A 19643-nucleotide genomic window follows, 5' to 3' on the forward strand; every position below is an offset into this window, starting at 1 on the left:
TATTGATTCGCCACCGGAGCACTGGAGCCAGGTGCATGCGTCCGACCGCCTCTGCCGCCCTGCTGGGCACCCTGCTGTTGCTGCTGGCGCCGTTGGCCGCCCGCAGCGCGGACTGCGCGCCCGATCCTGGCGCATCGTTGCGGTCGGCGCTGATGACTCCGGGCTTCCTGCAGGCTCATCCTGACCTGCACTGGCGCGAGCTGGGCCTGCAGTCGTGGCGCCAGGGCCGGCCCGATCATGCGCTGGTGCGCTTCAAGCGGGCGGCCGCGCACGCCGACAAGCTGTCGCAGTCGCTGGTCGCGCGCATGTACCAGGAGGGCACGGGTACTGCCCCTGATCCCGTGCTGGCCTACATCTGGATGGACCTGGCCGCCGAACGCGGCTACCGCGACCTGTTGCTGGAGCGCGAGCGCTACTGGAACCGCCTGGATGCCGCGCAGCGGCAACGGGTGCTCAGCGAAGGGCCGGCGCTGTATGCGGCCTACGGCGATGCCACGGCCAAGCCGCGCATGGAGGCAGCCATACGCGTGGACCGCAGCCGCATGACCGGCAGCCGTACCGGCTGGGTCAGCTCGATGCTGCAGGTGGAACTGTCCGACGGCCCGGAAGCCGGCTGGCCGACCCGTGGCGACGACTACTATCGCGATGCCTACTGGGACCCTGCGGCGTACTGGTGCATGCAGGACCGCATCTGGGAACAGGAATTCCGCGGCCGCAGCGTCGAGGTCGGCCCGCTCAGTCCCGTTGAAGGCGCGGGGCGCTGACGTTCGTATTTCCATAGCCATTGCCAGGAGGGCGATCATATGAAAGCGAAGCACGCTCCACTCTGCCTGCTGCTGGGCCTGTCGATGGCCGCTGCCGTGACCGCCAGGGAATGTCCGGTGGAGGCCCCGCGGCAGATCCCGCCAACCGTCCTGACCGGAGGCTTCTTCGATGCCCATCCGGACCTGTTCTGGCGCAGCATGGCCCAGCAGGCCGAACGGGACAAACAGCCCGCCAGGGCGCTGGACTACTACAAGCGTTCGGCGCGCTACGCCGACAAGTTTTCCCAGGCCATGGTGGCGCGTCTGTACCAGGAGGGCCTGGGTACCCGGGCCGATCCGGTGATGGCCTACATCTGGATGGACCTGGCCGCCGAGCGCATGTACCACGACTTCCTGGTGCTGCGGGAGCATTATTGGGCACGCCTGGACGCACTCCAGCAGGCGCAGGCGGTCGAGCGCGGCCAGCAGGTCTATGCCGACTACGGCGACCGCGTAGCCAAGCCTCGCATGGAACGCGCCCTCAGGGACGGTCGCCAGCAGATCACCGGCAGCCGCCTCGGGTACGTAAGCTCCGGACTGATCGTCGTCCCCCGCCGCGGCAACGAGCAGGGCATCGCGACCCCGGGCAGCATCGTCTACGACAACGACTACTGGCGCGCCGCCGACTACTGGTGCCTGCAGGACAACTACTGGCGCCCCGCGCGGACCCCCAGCGTCGAGATAGGACGGCCGGACACGGTCCGCGACGACAAGGCGGTGGGCGACTAGAATTGGCCGATGGCCAAGCTCTATTTCTACTATTCGGCGATGAACGCCGGCAAGACCACGACCCTGCTGCAGAGCGCGCACAACTACCGCGAACGCGGCATGCGGGTGGCGATCCTGACCCCGCGCCTGGATGATCGTGCCGGCGCTGGCGTGGTGGCCTCGCGGATCGGCCTGCGTGCCGACGGCATGGCCTTCGACCGTGACACCGACCTGCAGCATTGGGTCGAACAGGACCTGGCCACCAATGGCCCGATGGGCTGCGTGCTGGTGGATGAAGCACAGTTCCTCACCCGCGCCCAGGTCTGGCAACTCAGCGAGGTGGTCGACCAGCTGCGCATTCCGGTGCTGTGCTACGGCCTGCGCACCGATTTCCGCGGCGAGCTGTTCGAGGGCAGCCAGTACCTGCTGGCCTGGGCCGACGAGATGCAGGAGATCAAGACCATCTGCCACAGCGGCAAGAAGGCAACGATGACGGTACGCGTGGACGAACATGGCCACGCGGTAAAGGATGGCCCGCAGGTGGAGATCGGTGGCAACGACCGCTACGTGTCGGTCAGCCGCGCGGAGTTCAAGAAGATCACCCGCGGTGAAGGACGGATCGACCCGGCGCAGGCGCCCCTGCCGCTGTAAAGGGTGTTCTTTTGCAGGGCTTGCAGCCCTGCACCTGCAGAAGCAACGGCAACGGCAACAGCAACGGCAACAGCAACAGCTGGCATTCCGTGGGATGGCGGGGCACTGTGGGTGTGCGGGGACGGCGCAAGTACGTCCATGTAGCCTTGGTCGCCGCATCCATGCGGCTCACACCCCGCAAACCCACAGTGCCCCGCCTTCGACAGTTGGCCGGCGGCCAGTAGATCCACGCCATGCGTGGATGAAATCGTCAGATATCGAATCAAGTTCCGGGGTCAGATCCGTTTTCCTTCGGAAAACGGATCTGACCCCATGAGCAATTCCAACAGATCGCGGAGGTCTGTCGAAGGCGGGGTGGGTCCGGTGGCGGGAGTGTCCGCGGCATGGATGCCGCGGCCAAGCCCCCATGGACGGGTTTACGGCGTCTCCCGCCACCGGACCCACCCCGCCCCCCTCAGGAAACCAGCTTCTGCTTCGGCTGTTGCTGTTGCTTTGGCCTCGGCAGGTGCAGGGCTGCAAGCCCTGCAAACCCGCACCCCTCTTAGTAAAGCGTGCGCTCCGGCGCGCCGGCCGGCGGTGGGGTGTACTGGTACAGCCAGGTCTCGGTGAGCGTCTTGCCACCACTGCGCAGGAACAGGCGGATATCGATCTGCTCGGTGCTGCCTTCCGGCGGCACCAGGTCGAACATCGCGCGGTAACCGTTGATCTCGCGCAGCGGCCGCGCTGACACGATCTCGACCCGGCCACGGCTGGCTTCCACCACCGCTTCAACCTCACCCTTGTCGATCAGCCTGGCCAGCTCACCGCCTTCGAAGTCCACCGCGAAGCGCCAGCTGAAGTACTCGCGCTTCTTGCCGACCACGCCGCCCAGGCCGGTGCGGCTGGCCACGCAGTGCGCCAGCGGCGGGCGCGCCGGCGGTTCGGCGCCCCAGTACAGGCGGTAGCCGACCAGAAGTTCCTGGCCCGGCTGCGGCTTGTCCTTCGGGTTCCAGAACGCAACCATGTTGTCGAAGGTCTCGTCCACGGTGGGAATCTCCACCAGCTGCACCGAACCTTCGCCCCACTCACCCTTGGGCTCTACCCACAGGCACGGGCGCTTCTCGTAGAACACGCCATCGTCCTGGTAATGATCGAAGTTGCGGTCACGCTGCAGCAGGCCGAAACCACGCGGGTTGCGGTCCACGAACATGTTGAAGCGCAGGTTGCGCGGGTTCAGCAGCGGCCGCCAGATCCACTCGCCGGCACCGGTCCACAGCGACAGGCCGTCGGTATCGTGGATCTCCGGGCGCCAGTCCCATGCCATGCGGCGATCGTTCTCGCCCACCTGGTACATGCTGGTGCACGGGGCGATGCCCAACCGCTCGATCGCCTTGCGCGGGTACAGCGCGCTGTCGATGTCCATCAGCAGCACGTCGCCGTTGGTGATCGCGAAGCGATAGGCACCGGCCACGCTGGGCGAATCCAGCAGGCCATAGACCACGATCGTTTCAGAATCCGCCGACGGCTGTTCCAGGTAGTAGGCGATGAAATCGGGGAATTCCTCCGGCTTGCCCATGCCGGTGTCGATCGCCAGGCCACGCGCGGACTGGCCGTACTGGCCTTCCTTGCCGACCGCGCGGAAGTAGCTGGCGCCAAGGAAGGCGGCGAAGTCGCGGTCGGTGTCCTTGCGGGTGTTGAGGCGGAAACCGGCGAAGCCGAGATCCGCCGGCAGCTCGCCGTCCTTGATGCCGCTCTTGCCGTAGTTGAACGCCGCGCCGTCATAGGCCAGCTCCTGCGCCTTGCCGTCGACCACGTCGAACATGCGTACCGGCGAGTGGAAGTACAGGCCCAGGTGGAAGAACTTGGCCTGGAACTTGCCCGGCTGGTCAGCCCACAGCGCATGGTCCTGGCGGTAACCGATCGACTGGTACTGATCCCAGTCCAGGCCTTCCAGGCGGCCCGGCAGCACCCGCTTGTGGCTCTTGTAGGGCGCCTGTGCCAGCGCGCGCGCCTGGCCCTTCAGGGTGGCGAAGTCGAACGGCTGCGGCTGGCCGAGGCGGCGCAGGCCCATCTGGCCACTCTTGCTGGCCGCGCACGCGGGCAGGGACGGCAGGCCGAATGCAGCCAGGGCGAGGGAGGCATTGCGGATGAAGTCGCGTCGTTGCATGCAGGCGCGTCAGGCACAGAAGGAAGGTCGGCCATCATAGGCAGACAAACGTTAACGGGCAGCGGAGACGTGCCCTGCCCGTTCAGCTGCCGCTGGCCACCCGGCTCAGCGCTGGCAGTGGCTGCACCAGACGCTGGCACGTTGGCCGATGGTGGCGTGCTTCAGCGCGCGGCCACAGTTCGGGCACGGCAGGCCATCGCGGCCGTACACCAGCAGTTCCTGCTCGAAGTAGCCCGGCGCGCCATCGGGGCTGATGAAGTCGCGCAGGGTGGTGCCACCCCGGGTGATGGCGTAGCCGAGGATCTCCTTCACCGCATCAGCCAGCCGCTGGTAGCGCTCGCGCGAGATCTTCCCGGCCTCGCGCAGCGGGCTGATGCCGGCCTTGAACAGGCTCTCGGCAGCGTAGATGTTGCCCACGCCCACCACCACCGCCTGGTCCATCAGGAAGGTCTTCACCGGCGCGCTGCGGCCACGGCTGCGGGCGAACAGGTAATCGCCGTCGAAGGCATCGTCCAGCGGCTCCGGGCCCAGCCCCTGCAGCAGCGGATGGATCTCGCCGGCCGGCTGCCACAGCAGGCTGCCGAAGCGGCGCGGGTCGTTGAAGCGCAGCAGGCGGCCGTTGTCCAGGCTGATGTCGACGTGGTCGTGGGCACGCACCGGCGTATCACCGGGCAGCACGCGCAGGCTGCCGGACATGCCCAGGTGCAGCACCGCGCTGCCGATGGCGGTATCCAGCAGCAGGTACTTGGCGCGGCGACGGATCTCCTCGATGCGCTGTCCCGGCAGCAGCTCGGCCACTTCCGGTGGAATCGGCCAGCGCAGATCGGCCCGGCGCAGGATCACGCCATGCACGCGGCGGCCCTGCAGGTGCGGCGCCAGGCCGCGGCGGGTGGTTTCGACTTCGGGCAGTTCAGGCATGGGGTGATTCTACGCCGGGCCATGCCCGGCGATGGTGCAGCGTCAGCGCGGCGGTGCCGCCAGTTCACGCGCATCCAGAAAGCCATCACCGTTGGCGTCCTGTGTGTGGAAGCGCTGCACGATCACCTGCCGCTGCTGCTCGCGGCTGATCGCCTTGCCCTTGCCGCCGGGCAGCTCGTGGGCGCTCAGCACACCGTCACCATTGCGGTCCATGCGGTCGAAGGCGTACAGCATCCACTGCACGTACTCGGCCTCGCTCACCCGGCCGTCGCCATCGCTGTCCATCCGCTGCAGGTAGCTGGCGGTGTCGGTGACCTGGGCCAGCGCCGCACCCGGCAGCAGCACCGCCAGCAGAACCCCGTACCCTGCCCTCACGCGCCCACCAGGCTGTAGCCCTTCAACCGTGCGGCGTAGGCCTGCAAGGCGGCGATACCGCTCTCCTCCGCCTCGCGGCACCAGGCCTGCAGCTGGTGCAGGCGCTCGGCCGCGTCGTGGCCGCGCGCTTCCAGCAACGCGGCCAAACGCCCGCGGTACTCGACCAGGGTACGGATGCGTGGCCGCTGTGCCACCCATTCGCTGAGCTGGGCGCGGCTGTCCGGCTTCAACCAGCGGCCATCATTGACCAGGCCACGGCGCAGACGGCGCGGCAGCAGACGGCGCAGCTTGGCCCCCGCATGGGCGGCTTCCTCGCGCAGGGCCGGCATGAACACATTGCGCTGGTAGTCGGTCATCGCCTGGAAGCGGTGCGAGAGCAGCGCCTTCAGGGTTTCGGCATCGGGCACGGCGATGTTCGGGCGTACGTCCATGGCCGGTGCAACGCGCAGCACCTTGGCCAGGCGCAGCGCCTGCAGCAGACGGATCGCACTCCAGCCGATGTCGAACTCCCAGCGCCGCATCGCGAAGCGCGCCGAACTGGGGAAGGCATGATGGTTGTTGTGCAGCTCCTCACCCCCGATCCAGACCCCCCACGGTGTGAGGTTGGTGGAGGTATCGGCCGACTCGTAGTTGCGGTAGCCCCACCAGTGGCCGAGGCCGTTGACCACGCCGGCCGCCCAGAACGGGATCCACGCCATCTGGATCGCCCACAGGGCGACGCCAGGCAGGCCAAACAACACGGTATTGATCGCGAACAGCAGCACCGGCCCCAACGTGGCATGCGGGGTATACAGGTGGCGCTCGATCGCATCATCCGGGGTGCCACGCCCGTACTGCTCGATGTCCGCGCGCATGCCGCGCGCTTCGCGGTACAGCTCCACGCCATGCCAGAACACCTTGCCGATGCCACGGGTGACCGGGCTGTGCGGATCGTCCTCGGTTTCCACCTTGGCGTGGTGCTTGCGATGGATGGCGACCCATTCGCGGGTGATCATCGAGGTGGTCAGCCACAGCCAGAAGCGGAACACATGGGCCAGCGCCGGGTGGAAGTCGACCCCGCGATGGGCCTGGCTGCGGTGCAGGTACAGGGTCACCGAGAAGATGGTGATCTGGGTGAAGACCAGCAGCACCGCCAACATGGCCCACCAGCCCAGGCCCAGCACACCACCGGTCAACAGGGACATCAGGGCATCGGGCATGGCGGCTCTCCGTATCGACGCGGGGATGGCAGACATCATGGGCGCTTGCGTTGCAAACTGCATCCCTGCGGCGGTGATTGCCACCGTCATCCGTGGCACCGTTCACAGTTGGGGACCTGAGTTGTCGAGCCTTGATCCACGCGCCAGCACCATGACCGCCGCCCCGCCCGTCGCGGAGCTGCCCCCCTTGATCGAACTGGACCACGCCACCGTGGTGCGCGGCCAGGTGAAGGTGCTGCACGGGCTCAGCCTGCGCATCGCGCAGGGCCAGCACACCGCCCTGCTCGGCCCCAACGGCTGTGGCAAATCGACCTTCATCAAGCTGATCACCCGCGAGCTGTATCCGCTGGCGCAGGTCGACGGCTCGGTGGCCGTGAAGGTGCTGGGCCAGAACCGCTGGCAGGTGGACCGGCTGCGCTCGCAGCTGGGCATCGTCACCGGCGACCTCAGCAGCAACCTGGCCGACATGCCGGGGCTGACCGTGGAGCAGGCCGTGCTGTCCGGCTTCTTTGCCAGCTACGTGGTGCCGGCCTTCCGCGAGGTGACCGTCGACATGCGTGCACGCGTCGGCGAGACGCTGGCGATGACCGGCGCGCTGTCGCTGCGTGAACGCGCCTACGCCGAGCTGTCGGCCGGCGAGACCCGCCGGGTGCTGATCGCCCGCGCGCTGGTCAACCGGCCGCAGGCGCTGCTGTTGGACGAGCCCTCCACCGGTCTGGACCTGGTCGCCCGCGAACAGCTGGTGGCGACCATGCGGGTGCTGGCCCAGCAGGGCATCACCCTGGTGCTGGTAACCCACCACATCGAAGAGATCATTCCCGAGATCGAGCGGGTGGTGCTGCTGCGCGATGGCCGGATACTGGCCGACGGCACCCGCGCCGAGCTGCTGCGCAACGAACCGCTGTCGGCGGTGTTCGGCGGCGCGATCACCGTGTGTGAGCAGGAAGGCCGGCTGACCGCGTACGCGGGATAATCGACATGCCACTGTAGAGCCGAGCCTATGCTCGGCTGCTCCTGGCCGCGGGGAACGGCAGCCGAGCATAGGCTCGGCTCTACAGAAAACGGTGCAGCGGGCCGGAACGCGGCCCGCCGCACGCAACCTCAGAACTTCAACGCCAGCGCACGCGATTCGATCGGTGCCATCCGGCTCTGGTCCTGCAGCTGCAGGTCACGCAGTTCGTACGGTGCACCGAAGCCCGCCGGCAACGCGGCCTGGTCGAACGGCAGCACCAGCTGGCCGGCACCCGGACCATCGAACCACGCGGCCGCATGCGCCTGCGCGACCGGCTGCAGCTGGCCATCGCGGCCGGTGGCATACAGCGTGCCGCGTGCTTCGTAGCGGCCAGCGGCGGCCACCTGCAGCGGCAACGCCACCTGGCGGCTGGCCGGGTCCGGTGCCGCCTGGCCGGTGAAGCGCGCGGTCGGCCGCGCCACCGCGAACGCCACCTTGCCATCGCGCAGCACACCATCGGCCTGGGCGAACACCTGCAGCTCCCACAGCCCCTGCACGTTGCCGACATCAGCCGGAATCCGCACCTGCGCACGCAGGGCGCCATCGGTGGTGCGCAGCAGGCGCTGCGGCCAGCTGCGGCCGTCCGGTGCAACCAGCAACGCTTCACCGCCCAGACTGCTGCGACGGGAGGCCAGCGTTGCGGGAGTGGCGCCGTCTTCCAGCAGGCGCGCCTGCAGCTGCAGGTTGCCACCGGCCAGCACCTGCGCCTGGTTGGCCTGCACCTCCAGCCGCAGCGGACTGTTCGGCTCCAGCACCTGCACCACGTAGCGGCCCTGTGCCCGCGCGCTCTGCAGCGTGTACGCACCGGCCGCGCTGGTTGCGCCGGTACGCAGCATGCTGCTGCCATCCCTCACCGGCATGCCGGCGTCCTGCAGCGCGCGCGCATCGACACTGCGGGCGACACTGCTGCGGCCGGCCGGGTCGCGTACCTGCAACGAGTTGGCCGGCACTGCGCGCGCGCCTTCGGCCGGGCTCAGCTGGATCACCGCATCGGCGGCCGTCAGGGGCAGATCCAGACCACGCTGCAGCTGCGCGCCATCGACCTGCTGCCAGTAGCTGCGGCTGACCGAGGCATACGGCGTCGCCGCCTGCAGCGGTTGCGCCGGGTCCAACGCCCAGGCGAAGGACAGCGGTGCATGTTCGCTGTCATCGGCCGGCAACGGCGCAGCGACCAGTGCAGCGGGTACCTGATCGCCGGCACGTGCGGCATTCAACGGCTGCGCCGCCTGCGCGGCGGAAAGGGACAGCACCGCCAGCACCGCGCTGGCCAGCAAGGTGGAATGGATCGTCATGGTCGTCTCCCTCACTGGGTCAGGTCGTTACGCAGGATCGTGCCAAGGCCGAAGCACTCGCGGCGGCTCTGGTTGTGGCTGAGCGGCTCGGCATCCTTGGTGCGCTGCTTGTCGGTGAACCAGGTGGTGCCGGCGGCCTTCTGGCTGCTGCACTCCAGGAAGCCATCCGAGCAGGACGACAGCCAGTTCTGGGTGAACTCCAGGCCGACATTGGCGGCATAGCCACCGCAGTAGCTGTTGCTGTCCCACACCGCCGATTCCACGTCACTGCCCACCACCGCGCGGAACGGTTTGGGCAATGCCGGGCGGCCTGCGGTGCCGTACAGGTTCTGCGCGTTGTAGGTGGCCATGCTCGCCACCTGCTGCTGCCGCACGGCATCGTTCTTGTAGCCCAGCAGCCAGCCCAGCGAGGTTTCAAAGGTGTTGCCGTTGAGCACCGCATCGGCCAGCGGTGTGCCCGCCGAAGACGGTGCCAGCGCGGTGACCTTGCGCACCGTGCGGATGATCTTCGGATAGCGGCTGTCGTAGGTCGGGTTGGACAGGATCCAGCGCACCACGTTGCCGCCATTGGAATGAGTGATCACCACCAGCTGGGTGATGCCTCGGCTGTCGATGAAGCTGGTCAGCTGGTTGGCCAGGCAGCCGGCGGCTTCCGGCTTCCACATGTACTGGGTGAAGTCACAGTTGATGACCACGTAGTTGCTGCTGTTCGGCAGGCCCTGGCGCACGGTGTCGATGATGGCCGGCTGCCAGTAGTCCTGGGTGGCGTTGGTCTGTGCGCCGGTGCCATGCACGAAGGCCACGCCGACCACGTCGGCGGCCTGCGCTTGGGCGGTTGCCAGCCCGAGGAGCAGGGCCAGGACGGTACTTCCTGTTGCGGTGCTGCGCATCGCTTCTCTCCCTCTGTCTGCGGATCCCCCCGACCCGGCTGGAACTGGACGGCGCTGGCGCCTGCCGTAGTACCGATGCTCGCGGTGCAGCGGCGTGAAAGTCCGTGCGCTGCGCCCGGATTCAGGAGACTGACGCCACTCCATGACGCTTTTCATATTGTTCTGATGACCATGCCGGGTCTGGCCGTATGACCGATGGCCACTGCGGTGTCGTATACGGACTGCGATCATGGCGCGGTGTTTTTTCTCCGGAGCCCGTCCATGTCGTTGATTTCCCGCCCTGCCCGCCCGCTGCTCGGCCTCGCCATTGCCGTGGGCCTGGCCGGTTGCGCCGCCACCGCCGCCAAGCCGACCGCTGTCGAAGCCAACATCACCACCAAGGCAGTGGGCTATCTGGACAAGGATGCGGTCCCGGCCAGCCTCGACCTGGTACCAGCACCGCCGGTGGCCGGTTCGGCCGCCATGGCCCTGGACGAACAGGTCAGCCGTGAAGCGCGTGCACTGCGTGGAAGCCCGCGCTTCGCCCAGGCCGGCGTCGATGCGGAGCTCGGCTTCCCGGAAGGCGCCAACCACTTCTCCTGCGCCGCCGACATCGACGTCGACGCAGTGAAGACGCCGGCGCTGTACCGCCTGCTGGAGCGCAGCCGGATCGACGCCAGCGCCGCCACCAAGGCGGCCAAGAACCACTACCAGCGCCCGCGTCCGTTCATGGTCAACGGTGAGCCGACCTGCGCGCCGAAGGACGAGGACGGCCTGCGCAAGAACGGCTCCTACCCGTCCGGCCACACCTCGATCGGCTGGGCCTGGGCCCTGATCCTGTCGGAGATCGCGCCGGACCGCGCCGATGCCATCCAGGCCCGCGGCCGAAACTACGGCGAGAGCCGCCTGGTCTGCAACGTGCACTGGCAGAGCGACATCCTGGAAGGCCGCTTCATGGGCGCCGCCGCCGTGGCCCGCCTGCACGACAACGCCGCGTTCAACAAGGACCTGCTGGCCGCGCGCAAGGAAATCGCCGCCGCACGCAAGGCCGGCCTGCATTCCAGCCGCGACTGCACCACCGAGAATGCGGTGCTGAAGGTGCGCCCGCAGAGCGCGCTGTAAGCAGCGATCCGGGGTCAGAGCCCTTTCCGAAGGGAAGGGCTCTGACCCCATTCGGCAACCGGTGGGCATAAGGCAGAAGGGCCGGCATTGCGCCGGCCCTTCTTCATTGCATCAACGCAGCAACCGCATCAGAACTTCGCGGTGAACTCCACGCCCCAGGTACGCGGCTCGTTGAGGAAGCCGGTCAGGTTGTTGAAGTCGATCGCACCGACCACGCGGGTCTGGTTGGTCAGGTTGCGGCCGAACACGGCCACGTCGTACTGGCCGTAATCCCAGTTGTAGCCCAGGCGCAGGCCGCCTTCCAGCGAACTACGGCCGCGGAATTCCGGCGACTCGTAGATGAAGAAGTTGACCGCACTGCGGTAGGCCCAGTCGGTGTAGGCGTACAGCTCGCTGCCATCGCTGAGCGGGAAGCCCACGCGCAGGGTCGCGTTGTGGATCCACTTCGGTGCCTGCGGCAGCGGGTTGCCGTTGACCAGCGCATAGGTCTGGCCGTTGATCACCGTGGTCGGGTCGGTGATGGTGCAGCCACCGCCGCAGATCGCCACCGCCAGGTTCTTGTCCTTGATCTCGGTGTCGTTGTAGCTGCTGCCGAAGGTCAGCAGCACGTTGTCGGCCAGGTAGGCCTCCAGGTCCAGCTCCACGCCCTGGCCGATGGTCTTGTCGGCATTGAGCAGGGTGGCGGTGTTGTTGGTGCCGCCCACGGCGATCAGCTGCTGGCCGTCGACGTTGTAGCGGAACACGCTCAGGCCCAGGCGCGCGCGGCGCTCGAACAGGTCGGCCTTGATGCCGGCTTCATACGAGATGACCTTCTCCGAATCGGCCTGCGACAGGCCCGGTGCGAAGGCCAGGCGGCCCTGGATCGACGGTGCGCGGAAGCCCTTGGCGACACGGGCGTAGGCGTTGATGTCGTCGGTCAGCTTGTACACGCCGCTGACATCCCAGCTGACGTCGTTGACGTCGGTGTTGGCCAGGTACGGGCCGCTGACCGGGGTGCCGAACGGAACGGCCTGCAGCACGCTGGCGCTGAAGTCCTTCTTGTCCTGGGTGTAGCGCACGCCGGCGCGCAGCTTGAAGCGGTCGGTGACATCGAAGTCGCCCGAAGCGAACACCGCCCACGCCTTGTTGCGCTGGTTCTGCACCACGTGGCCGGTCTGCGGATTGCCCGGGGTCAGCGAGTCGTAGTTGAAGTTGTTGATGGTCACGTCTTCATCGAAGTAGAAGACGCCAGCCTGCCAGTCGAAGCGGCCCCATTCGTTGGACTCGATGCGCACTTCCTGCGTCCACTGGCGGTGGTGCGGCAGGCCGTCGGCCGACTCCGACGAGAACGGAATCAGGCCCGGCCCATAGTTGCCGGCACCGAGGAAGGCCGCGCCGTAGCCGCCGTCGATATCACCGCGGTTGAGCGATTCGGCGGTTTCATAACCGGTGATCGAGTGCAGCGTCACCGAGCCGAGGTTCCACTGCAGGCGCGCGCTGCCGCCCCAGGTTTCCAGGTCGGAGAAGTTGACGCCGTCGTTGGCCACCTTGTCGCGGTCGAAGTTCTTGACCAGCGAATTGCCACCCTTCTGGATGATGTTGGCGCGGAACAGGCGGGCGGTACCGTTGAGCTTGCGCTTGTGCAGGTTGAACAGCGCTTCGAAGTCGTCGCCTTCGTACAGGAACTGCACGCGGCCGGCGGCTTCGTCATAGCCTTCGAAGCCACTGTTGGGGGCGCCGGCGCGGGTGTTGTCGACCCAGTCATCGCGGCGCTGGTAGATCGCCGAGACACGTGCCGACCAGCGGTCGGTCAGCGGGCCGCCGTAGGCGCCCTGCACGTTCCAGCTGTTGTAGCTGCCGTAGCCCACGCGCACGTAGCCGTCGGCATCCTGCGACGGACGTGCCGAATCGAACTTGACCACGCCGGCCGGGGTGTTGCGGCCGAACAGCGTGCCCTGCGGGCCACGCAGCACTTCCACGTTGGCCAGGTCGAACAGCGGGAAGCCCTTCAGCAGCGGGCTTTCCTGTACCACGTCGTCATACACCAGCGACACCGGCTGAGAGGCATTGAGGTCGAAATCGGTGTTGCCCAGGCCACGGATGTAGAAGCGCGGGAAGGCACGTCCGTAGGACGACTCGATGTTGAGGCTGGGCACGCGCGCGGCCAGGAAGCGGATGTCATCGCCGGCCGAGCCGAGCACATCCAGCTTCTCGCCCTGGATCGCGCTCAGTGCGACCGGTACGTCCTTGGCGTTCTCGACGCGGCGCTGCGCGGTCACCTGCAGGGCGTCGAGGGCAACCGGATCCTTGGCAGCGGGGGTTTCCTGGGCGGCTGCTACCAGCGGCAGCAGGGCGGAAAGAGCGGCAACGAGGGGGCGCGCGACCGGAAGGCGGCCACGGGAAGTACGGGTCGGGGACATGGCGGTAGGCTGTGTTTGGAGGGGTGGTAAAACGGCGCTACCAGATAATTGTTGCAATACAGCACCTACGCCGCAAATGCCCGCCGTTCATGGCCCCGTCGCCGGCGCCCCCGGGCGCTCGCTAGACTCGGGGTTTCCACCGCGACGGACCCGCCGCCATGACCCAGTGGTACTTCCATGCCTCCGCCCAGGCCGAGCGCATCGGCCCGCTTGATGACGAGGCCGCGCGCCGCTACGCGCAGGCCAATCCACGCGCCCTGGCCTGGTGCCAGGGCATGAGCGGGTGGACGCCGATCGCCGAGGTGGCCGAGCTGCAGTCCGCGGTGCCGGGCATGCCCAACACCCCGCCGCCGGTGCCGGCGGGCACCAGTGGTCGCGCCGACGACATCGAGTTCCGCATCGTCGGCCATGAAATGCAGTTCGTGGAAATCGAGCTCGACCCCGGCGAGAGCGCCATCGCCGAGGCCGGCGCACTGATGTTCAAGGACGCCACCGTGCAGATGGACACGGTGTTCGGCGCCGCCAACGGCGAGCAGAGTGGATTCATGGGCAAGGTGATGGCCGCAGGCAAGCGCGTGCTGACCGGGGAAAGCCTGTTCGCCACCGTCTACACGCAGAGCGGCCATGGCAAGGGCAAGGTCGCCTTCGCCGCGCCCTACCCCGGCACCGTGCTGGCGATGAAGCTGGACCAGCATGGCGGGCGCCTGGTGTGCCAGAAGGACAGCTTCCTGGCCGGCGCGCGCGGCGTGCAGATCGGCGTGCAGTTCCAGCGCAAGATCATGACCGGCCTGTTCGGCGGCGAAGGTTTCATCATGCAGAAGCTGGAAGGTGACGGCTGGGTCTTCATCCACGCCGGCGGCTGCGTGGTCGAGCGCGAGCTGGCTGCCGGTGAACGCCTGGACGTGGATACCGGCTGCGTGGTGGCGTATCACCCCACGGTGGACATGGACGTGCGCCGGGTCGCCGGCATCAAGAGCATGCTGTTCGGTGGCGAGGGCGTGTTCCTGGCGACGCTGACCGGGCCAGGCAAGGTCTGGCTGCAGTCGCTGCCGTTCTCGCGCCTGGCCGGGCGCATGTGGATGGCCGCACCGCAGGGCGGTGGCCAGAGCCGCGGCGAAGGTTCGGTGCTGGGGGGTCTTGGCCGGATGCTGGACGGTGACAACCGGTTCTGACCCACTCGTTTGGTAGGTGCCGACCTTGCTCGGCACTGGAATCTGCGTGTGCCGACCAAGGTCGGCACCTACCGGGGTCGTTTTTTGCTGAATAGGCAACTCCCCCACCCTGCCCGCCCCGCCACGGCTTCGGTATGCTGGCGCCCTTTCCTGAATCCGGCGCCGCGAGCGCACTGCCGATGAGCCTGTTCCGCCCCCGCATGCTGCTGTCCGTCGCCCTGATCGGCCTGCTGGCCGGCTGCGGTGGCGACCCGGTCCGCCCCACGCCGCCACCGGCTCCCACCGTGGTGCCGCAGGCCAAGCCGGTGAAGATCGGTATCGCGCTCGGTGGTGGCGCAGCCAAGGGCTTCGCCCACATCGGCGTGATCAAGATGCTGGAAGCCAACGGCTTCGAGCCGGTGGTGGTGTCCGGCACCAGCGCCGGCAGCGTGGTCGGGGCCCTGTATGCCAGCGGCATGGACGCGTTCCAGATGCAGAGCAAGGCGGTGGCGCTGGACGAAGCCAGCATCCGCGACGTGCGCCTGTTTTCCGGTGGCCTGGTGCAGGGCCAGAAGCTGCAGGACTACGTCAACGAACAGGTCGCCAACCGCCCGGCCGAGCGCCTGAAGAAGCCGTTCGCCGCCGTCGCCACGCAGCTGGAAACCGGCGAGCGCGCGATCTTCGTACGCGGCAACGTCGGCCAGGCGGTGCGCGCGTCAAGCAGCATCCCCGGTGTGTTCGAGCCGGTGAAGATCGGCGGCCGCAACTACATCGATGGCGGTGTCGTCAGCCCGGTGCCGGTGGATGCCGCGCGCCAGCTCGGCGCCGACTTCGTGATCGCCGTGGACATTTCCAGCAAGGCCAGCGGCAAGGCGCCGACCGACATGCTGGGCATCGTCAACCAGTCCATCTCGATCATGGGCCAGCGCCTGGGAGAGCAGGAACTGGCGCGCGCCGACATCGTGATCCGCCCGAAGGTACTGGACATCGGCGCTGCCGATTTCAGCCAGCGCGGCACGGCAATCCTGGAAGGTGAAAAGGCCGCGATGGCAGCGATGCCGCAGATCCGCGCGAAGATCCAGCAGCTGCAGCGCGCGTGTGCCGCGGCAGCCGCACCGGCGCCGGTGGCTGCGCCGAAGTGCGAGGAAGCATCGCGCCTGGGCAGGCTGATGGGCCGCAAGGAGAAGTGCTGAGGGCAACCCGCTCCATGCGGGTCACCCCCAGGGGCCTCACGACGGGTCAGGCGCCGATCTGGGCCAGTGCGTCGTTGGCTGCGGCCGTCACCGAGCTGCCGTAGCCATGGATGTACGAGCCGTTGCAGACCAGCGTGGCGTGCAGAATGACGCCATTGATTTCGGCCTTCTCGAAGTTGCAGCTCTGGCCTGCCGCTGTGGAATAACGCATCAGTCGCATGGCGATGACGTTGGCGTCATCGATGCTGGCACCGAGCCCACTGATGGACCAGCTCTTCAGGGTCTGCGTGTTGCCGCAGTCGTAGCGGAAACGGAACCCCCAGGATTCCGGATAGTACGAACCCTGCAGGGGCGCTGAGCAATGGGTACCCGTGGCCGCCATTTCCGTCGCGATGGCCAGCGAGTTGCGCGCCGCGGTGGTGGGTGAGTTGCCCACGCCGGCAATCGGCCAGCCATTGCAGACGAACTGGGCGAAGACACCCTTGCCGTAGGCACCACTGACGATGCTGCTGGCATCCGCGCTGCAGCTCACGCCAGCCTGCAGCACCGCCATGAAGCCATTGAGGTTCTCCACCGCTTCATTGACCGAGACGCCGATTCCATAGACATAGCTACCATTGCACTGGCGCTTGGCCAGCGTCGACGAGTTGCTGGTCATGCCGACGAATTCAGTGGTACCGCAACTCAGCGCCAGAGGTTGGGCGTTGGCGATCTGGGGGGAAGCACCCGCAGCGGCCGGCATCAGGCCAGCGACAAGCAGGGCAATGACTGGAGCAAGGCAGACTTTCATGTCGATCTCTCCGGACAGGGTTGTCCAGTGAGTCTAGGAAGGCTGATTGCGTCACTCTGTCAGAGGTTCATCCGTCTCACCGTAGGAAAATGCCTTGCGTCGCCCAGGATGCAAAGCAAGTCACGCTCTCCCACATCCGCCGGATGATCACGGCTCCAGCTGCGAAAGCGGCAGTGCCTGGAAACCCTTCACCGTGCGCAGCACGAAGCTGGAATTGGCATCGGCCACGCCACCGGCGTTGAGCAGCCGGTCCAGCAGGAAGCGCGAGAAGTGCTCCAGGTCGCGTACGTAGACGTGCAGCAGGTAGTCCATGTCGCCGGTGAGCGCATGGCAGGCCACCACCTCGTCCCACGCTTGCACGCTGTCCACGAAGTGGCCGATGGCGGCCTGGTCGTGCTTTTCCAGCTGCACCCGCACGAAAGCCTGCAGGCCCAGCCGCAGCTGCCGTGGTTCCAGCCGCGCGCCATAGCCGACGATCACGCCCTCGCTTTCCAGCCGCTGCAACCGCCGCAGGCAGGCCGAGGGTGAGAGGTTCACCCGCGTCGCCAGCTCGGCGTTGGTGGCGCGCCCATCACGCTGGATTTCAGCAAGCAGGCGTATATCCGTGCGATCGAACTGAACTTCTCCGGCCATTGTTGCCCCGCAACATGGTGAGTACGCAAGGATATTGCGCCAACAAGGCCAATCGACGCAACTTTTGCAACCCTGTTGCGCGCCCCCTGCCCTAGCATCGTGGGTATCCCATCCAGGAGTGCCCCATGGACCTCGCCCAGCCCCGCCGCGTCGAACACCAGCAGACCGACAAGGGCTACGTGCCGGTGTATACCACCGCGCTCGTCGAGCAGCCGTGGGACACCTATACCGCCGACGACCACGCCACCTGGAGCACGCTGTACCAGCGCCAGCGCGAGCTGCTGGTCGGCCGCGCCTGCCAGGAGTTCCTGGATGCACAGGACGAGATGGGCATGAGCGCTCACATGATTCCGCGCTTCGACCAGCTCAACGAAGTACTGGGCGCGGCCACCGGCTGGACCCTGGTCGGCGTCGAAGGCCTGCTGCCGGAACTGGATTTCTTCGACCACCTGGCCAACCGCCGTTTTCCGGTGACCTGGTGGATCCGTCGCCCGGACCAGATCGACTACATCGCCGAACCGGACCTGTTCCACGATCTGTTCGGCCACGTGCCACTGCTGATGAACCCGGTGTTCGCCGATTACATGGAGGCGTACGGGCGCGGCGGCGTCAAAGCGCACGCGATCGGCCCGGATGCGCTGCAGAACCTGACCCGCCTGTACTGGTACACGGTGGAGTTCGGCCTGATCGATACGCCCGAAGGCCTGCGCATCTACGGTGCCGGCATCGTGTCGTCGAAGGGCGAGTCGCTGTACTCGCTGGAATCGGCCGCGCCCAACCGCATCGGCTTCGACCTGCAGCGCATCATGCGTACGAAGTACCGCATCGATACCTTCCAGAAGACCTACTTCGTCATCGACAGCTTCGAGCAGCTGATGCAGGCGACGTCGCCGGACTTCACCCCGATCTACGCGGCACTGGCCGACCAGGCGCACCTGCCTGCCGGTGACGTGCAGAACGATGACCGCGTGTTCCAGAAGGGCACGGGGGAAGGCTGGGCCGACGGCGGCGACGTGTAGGCACAACGCGCACCGCTTCGCAGTGAAAACGGCGCATCTGGGTGCGCCGTTTTCGTTGTTGCCTGCCTGCGCCGTTGCAGCGGTGCAGGCAAGGGCAGGGCGCTCAGGCGTCCACGGCCCGGCAGGAACCGCGCACCATCAGCTGTGGATGCACGCTGGCCGCAGTCGGGGCCTCAGGCACCCCGGTCTGCACCAGCATCGCCGCAGCCATGCGGCCAATGTCGGACACATGGCGGCGCACCGAGGTCAGCGGCGGCCACAACCGTGAGGCCAGCGGGCTGTCGTCATAGCTGACGATCGACAGCTACTGTGGCACGGCAATGCCCGCACGCAGCGCAACCTGGTAGACACCGGCCGCCATCTCGTCGTTGCCGGCGAAGATCGCGCTGGGCCGTTGTCCGCCCATCAGCAGGCGCTCTGCGGCATGCACGCCGGACTCGAAGGTATCGCCCGCTTCCAGCACGCGCTCGCCCGGCAAGGTCAGCCCCACCTGGGCCAACCGGTCAAGGAAGCCATGGGTACGCTCACGCGCCGCGCGCCGGTCTCCCGGCCCGGCGATCACTGCGATGTCACGATGGCCGAGCGAGAGCAGGTAACCCGCTGCTGCTGCCGCGCCATCGCGGTCGTGGGTGACCACCGCCTGCACTTCATCCTCCGACGCATGTGCATTGATGCGCACGTAGCGGCAGTCGATGTCGTCCAGCATCTGCGCGAGTGCAACCGATTCGGATGCACGCGGGCCGAGGATCACCCCATGCAGCTTCTGCTGCTGCACGAAGCGGCGCACGCCCTGCGCGCACTCCGGGTCCTGGCTGTCGCAGGGATGCACCACCAGCTCATAACCGGTGCCGCGCAGCGCTTCCAGCGCGCCATGCTGCAGGTCGACGATGCATTGGGCGCCCGGGTCGTCATACACCAGGCCGATCAGGAAGGAGCGGCGGAACGCGAGCCCGCGCGCCAGGGGGTCGGGCACGTAACCGACCTCGCGCATCAACGCCTCGACCTTGTCGCGGGTGTCCTTGCGCACCAGCGGCGAGTTGTTGATGATTCTTGAAACCGTTTTCTTGGAAACTCCCGACAGTCGTGCGATGTCGTTGATCGTGGCAGCCTTGCCCTTCGATGCCGGCAACGCGGCATCGCTAATAATTCGCACTGACATGTATAGAACCAGGTAAGTCGGAGAAGTCTAGCCTTGCGCCCGTCGGGCGCGAAGTTGCGGAATGTCGCAGCTGGAGCGGAACACGTCGTGTTCGACACGTTCTACCGCGTGAGGTTCCATTGTGATCGCTCTACAGCATTTGCATCTGAACCGTTTTTCACGCGTGCTTGCCATGAATGCGGGTGCGACGCGCGCGAACACCAA

The 19643-nt window shown here is 67.1% G+C and carries 17 protein-coding genes and 1 pseudogene; 8 read left to right on the forward strand and 10 right to left on the reverse strand.

Annotation, left to right across the window (positions count from 1 at the left end; all coding sequences use genetic code 11):
* Window positions 1-35 precede the first annotated feature (35 nt).
* Genes EZ304_RS20360 through EZ304_RS20370 form a run of 3 tightly spaced genes read left to right on the forward strand, consistent with a single transcriptional unit; the run spans window position 36 to window position 2162 of the window.
* Window positions 36-764, forward strand: coding sequence for an SEL1-like repeat protein (locus EZ304_RS20360; protein ID WP_142807993.1), 729 nt, complete (start codon window positions 36-38; stop codon window positions 762-764).
* Window positions 765-803: 39 nt separating this feature from the next.
* A complete protein-coding gene (locus tag EZ304_RS20365; RefSeq protein ID WP_099552800.1) occupies window positions 804-1532 on the forward strand; it encodes a sel1 repeat family protein in 729 nt (242 codons plus the stop codon).
* 9 nt (window positions 1533-1541) lie between these two features.
* Window positions 1542-2162 (forward strand): thymidine kinase, encoded by a 621-nt coding sequence (locus EZ304_RS20370; RefSeq protein WP_099552801.1) that lies wholly within the window; start codon window positions 1542-1544, stop codon window positions 2160-2162.
* 541 nt (window positions 2163-2703) lie between these two features.
* On the opposite strand, the gene EZ304_RS20375 is transcribed toward EZ304_RS20370, so the two are convergent.
* The 4 genes from EZ304_RS20375 to EZ304_RS20390 form a co-directional block, all read right to left on the reverse strand.
* The gene (locus EZ304_RS20375) at window positions 2704-4308 is read right to left on the reverse strand and encodes a glucan biosynthesis protein (RefSeq protein ID WP_142807994.1); all 1605 of its coding nucleotides are present in this window, start codon (window positions 4306-4308) and stop codon (window positions 2704-2706) included.
* 105 nt (window positions 4309-4413) lie between these two features.
* The gene (gene mutM / locus EZ304_RS20380; RefSeq protein WP_142807995.1) at window positions 4414-5226 is read right to left on the reverse strand and encodes a bifunctional DNA-formamidopyrimidine glycosylase/DNA-(apurinic or apyrimidinic site) lyase; all 813 of its coding nucleotides are present in this window, start codon (window positions 5224-5226) and stop codon (window positions 4414-4416) included.
* 42 nt (window positions 5227-5268) lie between these two features.
* A complete protein-coding gene (locus EZ304_RS20385) occupies window positions 5269-5601 on the reverse strand; it encodes an EF-hand domain-containing protein (protein ID WP_142807996.1) in 333 nt (110 codons plus the stop codon).
* On the reverse strand, window positions 5598-6800 hold the full coding sequence (locus EZ304_RS20390; protein ID WP_142807997.1) for a DesA family fatty acid desaturase: 1203 nt from the start codon (window positions 6798-6800) through the stop codon (window positions 5598-5600). The genes EZ304_RS20385 and EZ304_RS20390 overlap by 4 nt, the downstream gene beginning before the upstream one ends.
* Before the next feature lie 151 nt (window positions 6801-6951).
* Here EZ304_RS20390 and EZ304_RS20395 point away from each other — a divergent pair, with 151 nt between their 5' ends.
* A complete protein-coding gene (locus EZ304_RS20395; RefSeq protein ID WP_142807998.1) occupies window positions 6952-7773 on the forward strand; it encodes an ABC transporter ATP-binding protein in 822 nt (273 codons plus the stop codon).
* A gap of 128 nt (window positions 7774-7901) precedes the next feature.
* Here the strand turns inward: EZ304_RS20395 and EZ304_RS20400 are convergent, their stop codons facing one another.
* The gene (locus EZ304_RS20400; RefSeq protein WP_142807999.1) at window positions 7902-9104 is read right to left on the reverse strand and encodes a DUF4785 domain-containing protein; all 1203 of its coding nucleotides are present in this window, start codon (window positions 9102-9104) and stop codon (window positions 7902-7904) included.
* 11 nt (window positions 9105-9115) lie between these two features.
* A complete protein-coding gene (locus tag EZ304_RS20405) occupies window positions 9116-9994 on the reverse strand; it encodes a hypothetical protein (RefSeq protein WP_099552626.1) in 879 nt (292 codons plus the stop codon).
* A 261-nt stretch (window positions 9995-10255) separates the two neighbouring features.
* Here EZ304_RS20405 and EZ304_RS20410 point away from each other — a divergent pair, with 261 nt between their 5' ends.
* Entirely contained in the window at window positions 10256-11095 is an 840-nt protein-coding gene (locus EZ304_RS20410; RefSeq protein WP_142808000.1) for an acid phosphatase, read from the forward strand.
* A gap of 128 nt (window positions 11096-11223) precedes the next feature.
* Here EZ304_RS20410 and EZ304_RS20415 read toward each other — a convergent pair whose 3' ends face one another.
* Window positions 11224-13494, reverse strand: coding sequence for a TonB-dependent receptor (locus EZ304_RS20415; protein WP_142808001.1), 2271 nt, complete (start codon window positions 13492-13494; stop codon window positions 11224-11226).
* Between the two features lie 158 nt (window positions 13495-13652).
* Between EZ304_RS20415 and EZ304_RS20420 the strand changes: the two genes are divergently transcribed.
* Both EZ304_RS20420 and EZ304_RS20425 read left to right on the forward strand, forming a co-directional pair.
* Window positions 13653-14666, forward strand: a complete 1014-nt coding sequence (locus EZ304_RS20420) for a TIGR00266 family protein (protein WP_142808002.1) — start codon at window positions 13653-13655, stop codon at window positions 14664-14666.
* Window positions 14667-14845: 179 nt separating this feature from the next.
* The gene (locus EZ304_RS20425) at window positions 14846-15838 is read left to right on the forward strand and encodes a patatin-like phospholipase family protein (protein WP_142808003.1); all 993 of its coding nucleotides are present in this window, start codon (window positions 14846-14848) and stop codon (window positions 15836-15838) included.
* A gap of 46 nt (window positions 15839-15884) precedes the next feature.
* Here EZ304_RS20425 and EZ304_RS20430 read toward each other — a convergent pair whose 3' ends face one another.
* A complete protein-coding gene (locus EZ304_RS20430) occupies window positions 15885-16628 on the reverse strand; it encodes a hypothetical protein (RefSeq protein ID WP_099554107.1) in 744 nt (247 codons plus the stop codon).
* Between the two features lie 147 nt (window positions 16629-16775).
* The gene (locus tag EZ304_RS20435; protein ID WP_046985032.1) at window positions 16776-17261 is read right to left on the reverse strand and encodes an Lrp/AsnC family transcriptional regulator; all 486 of its coding nucleotides are present in this window, start codon (window positions 17259-17261) and stop codon (window positions 16776-16778) included.
* Between the two features lie 125 nt (window positions 17262-17386).
* Here EZ304_RS20435 and phhA point away from each other — a divergent pair, with 125 nt between their 5' ends.
* Window positions 17387-18280, forward strand: a complete 894-nt coding sequence (phhA, locus tag EZ304_RS20440; protein WP_099554110.1) for a phenylalanine 4-monooxygenase — start codon at window positions 17387-17389, stop codon at window positions 18278-18280.
* 103 nt (window positions 18281-18383) lie between these two features.
* On the opposite strand, the pseudogene EZ304_RS20445 reads toward phhA, so the two are convergent.
* Window positions 18384-19439 (reverse strand): annotated as a pseudogene (locus EZ304_RS20445) (LacI family DNA-binding transcriptional regulator).
* Window positions 19440-19643: the final 204 nt, after the last annotated feature.

The organism is Stenotrophomonas maltophilia (assembly GCF_006974125.1).
Classification (GTDB): Bacteria; Pseudomonadota; Gammaproteobacteria; order Xanthomonadales; family Xanthomonadaceae; genus Stenotrophomonas; species Stenotrophomonas maltophilia_O.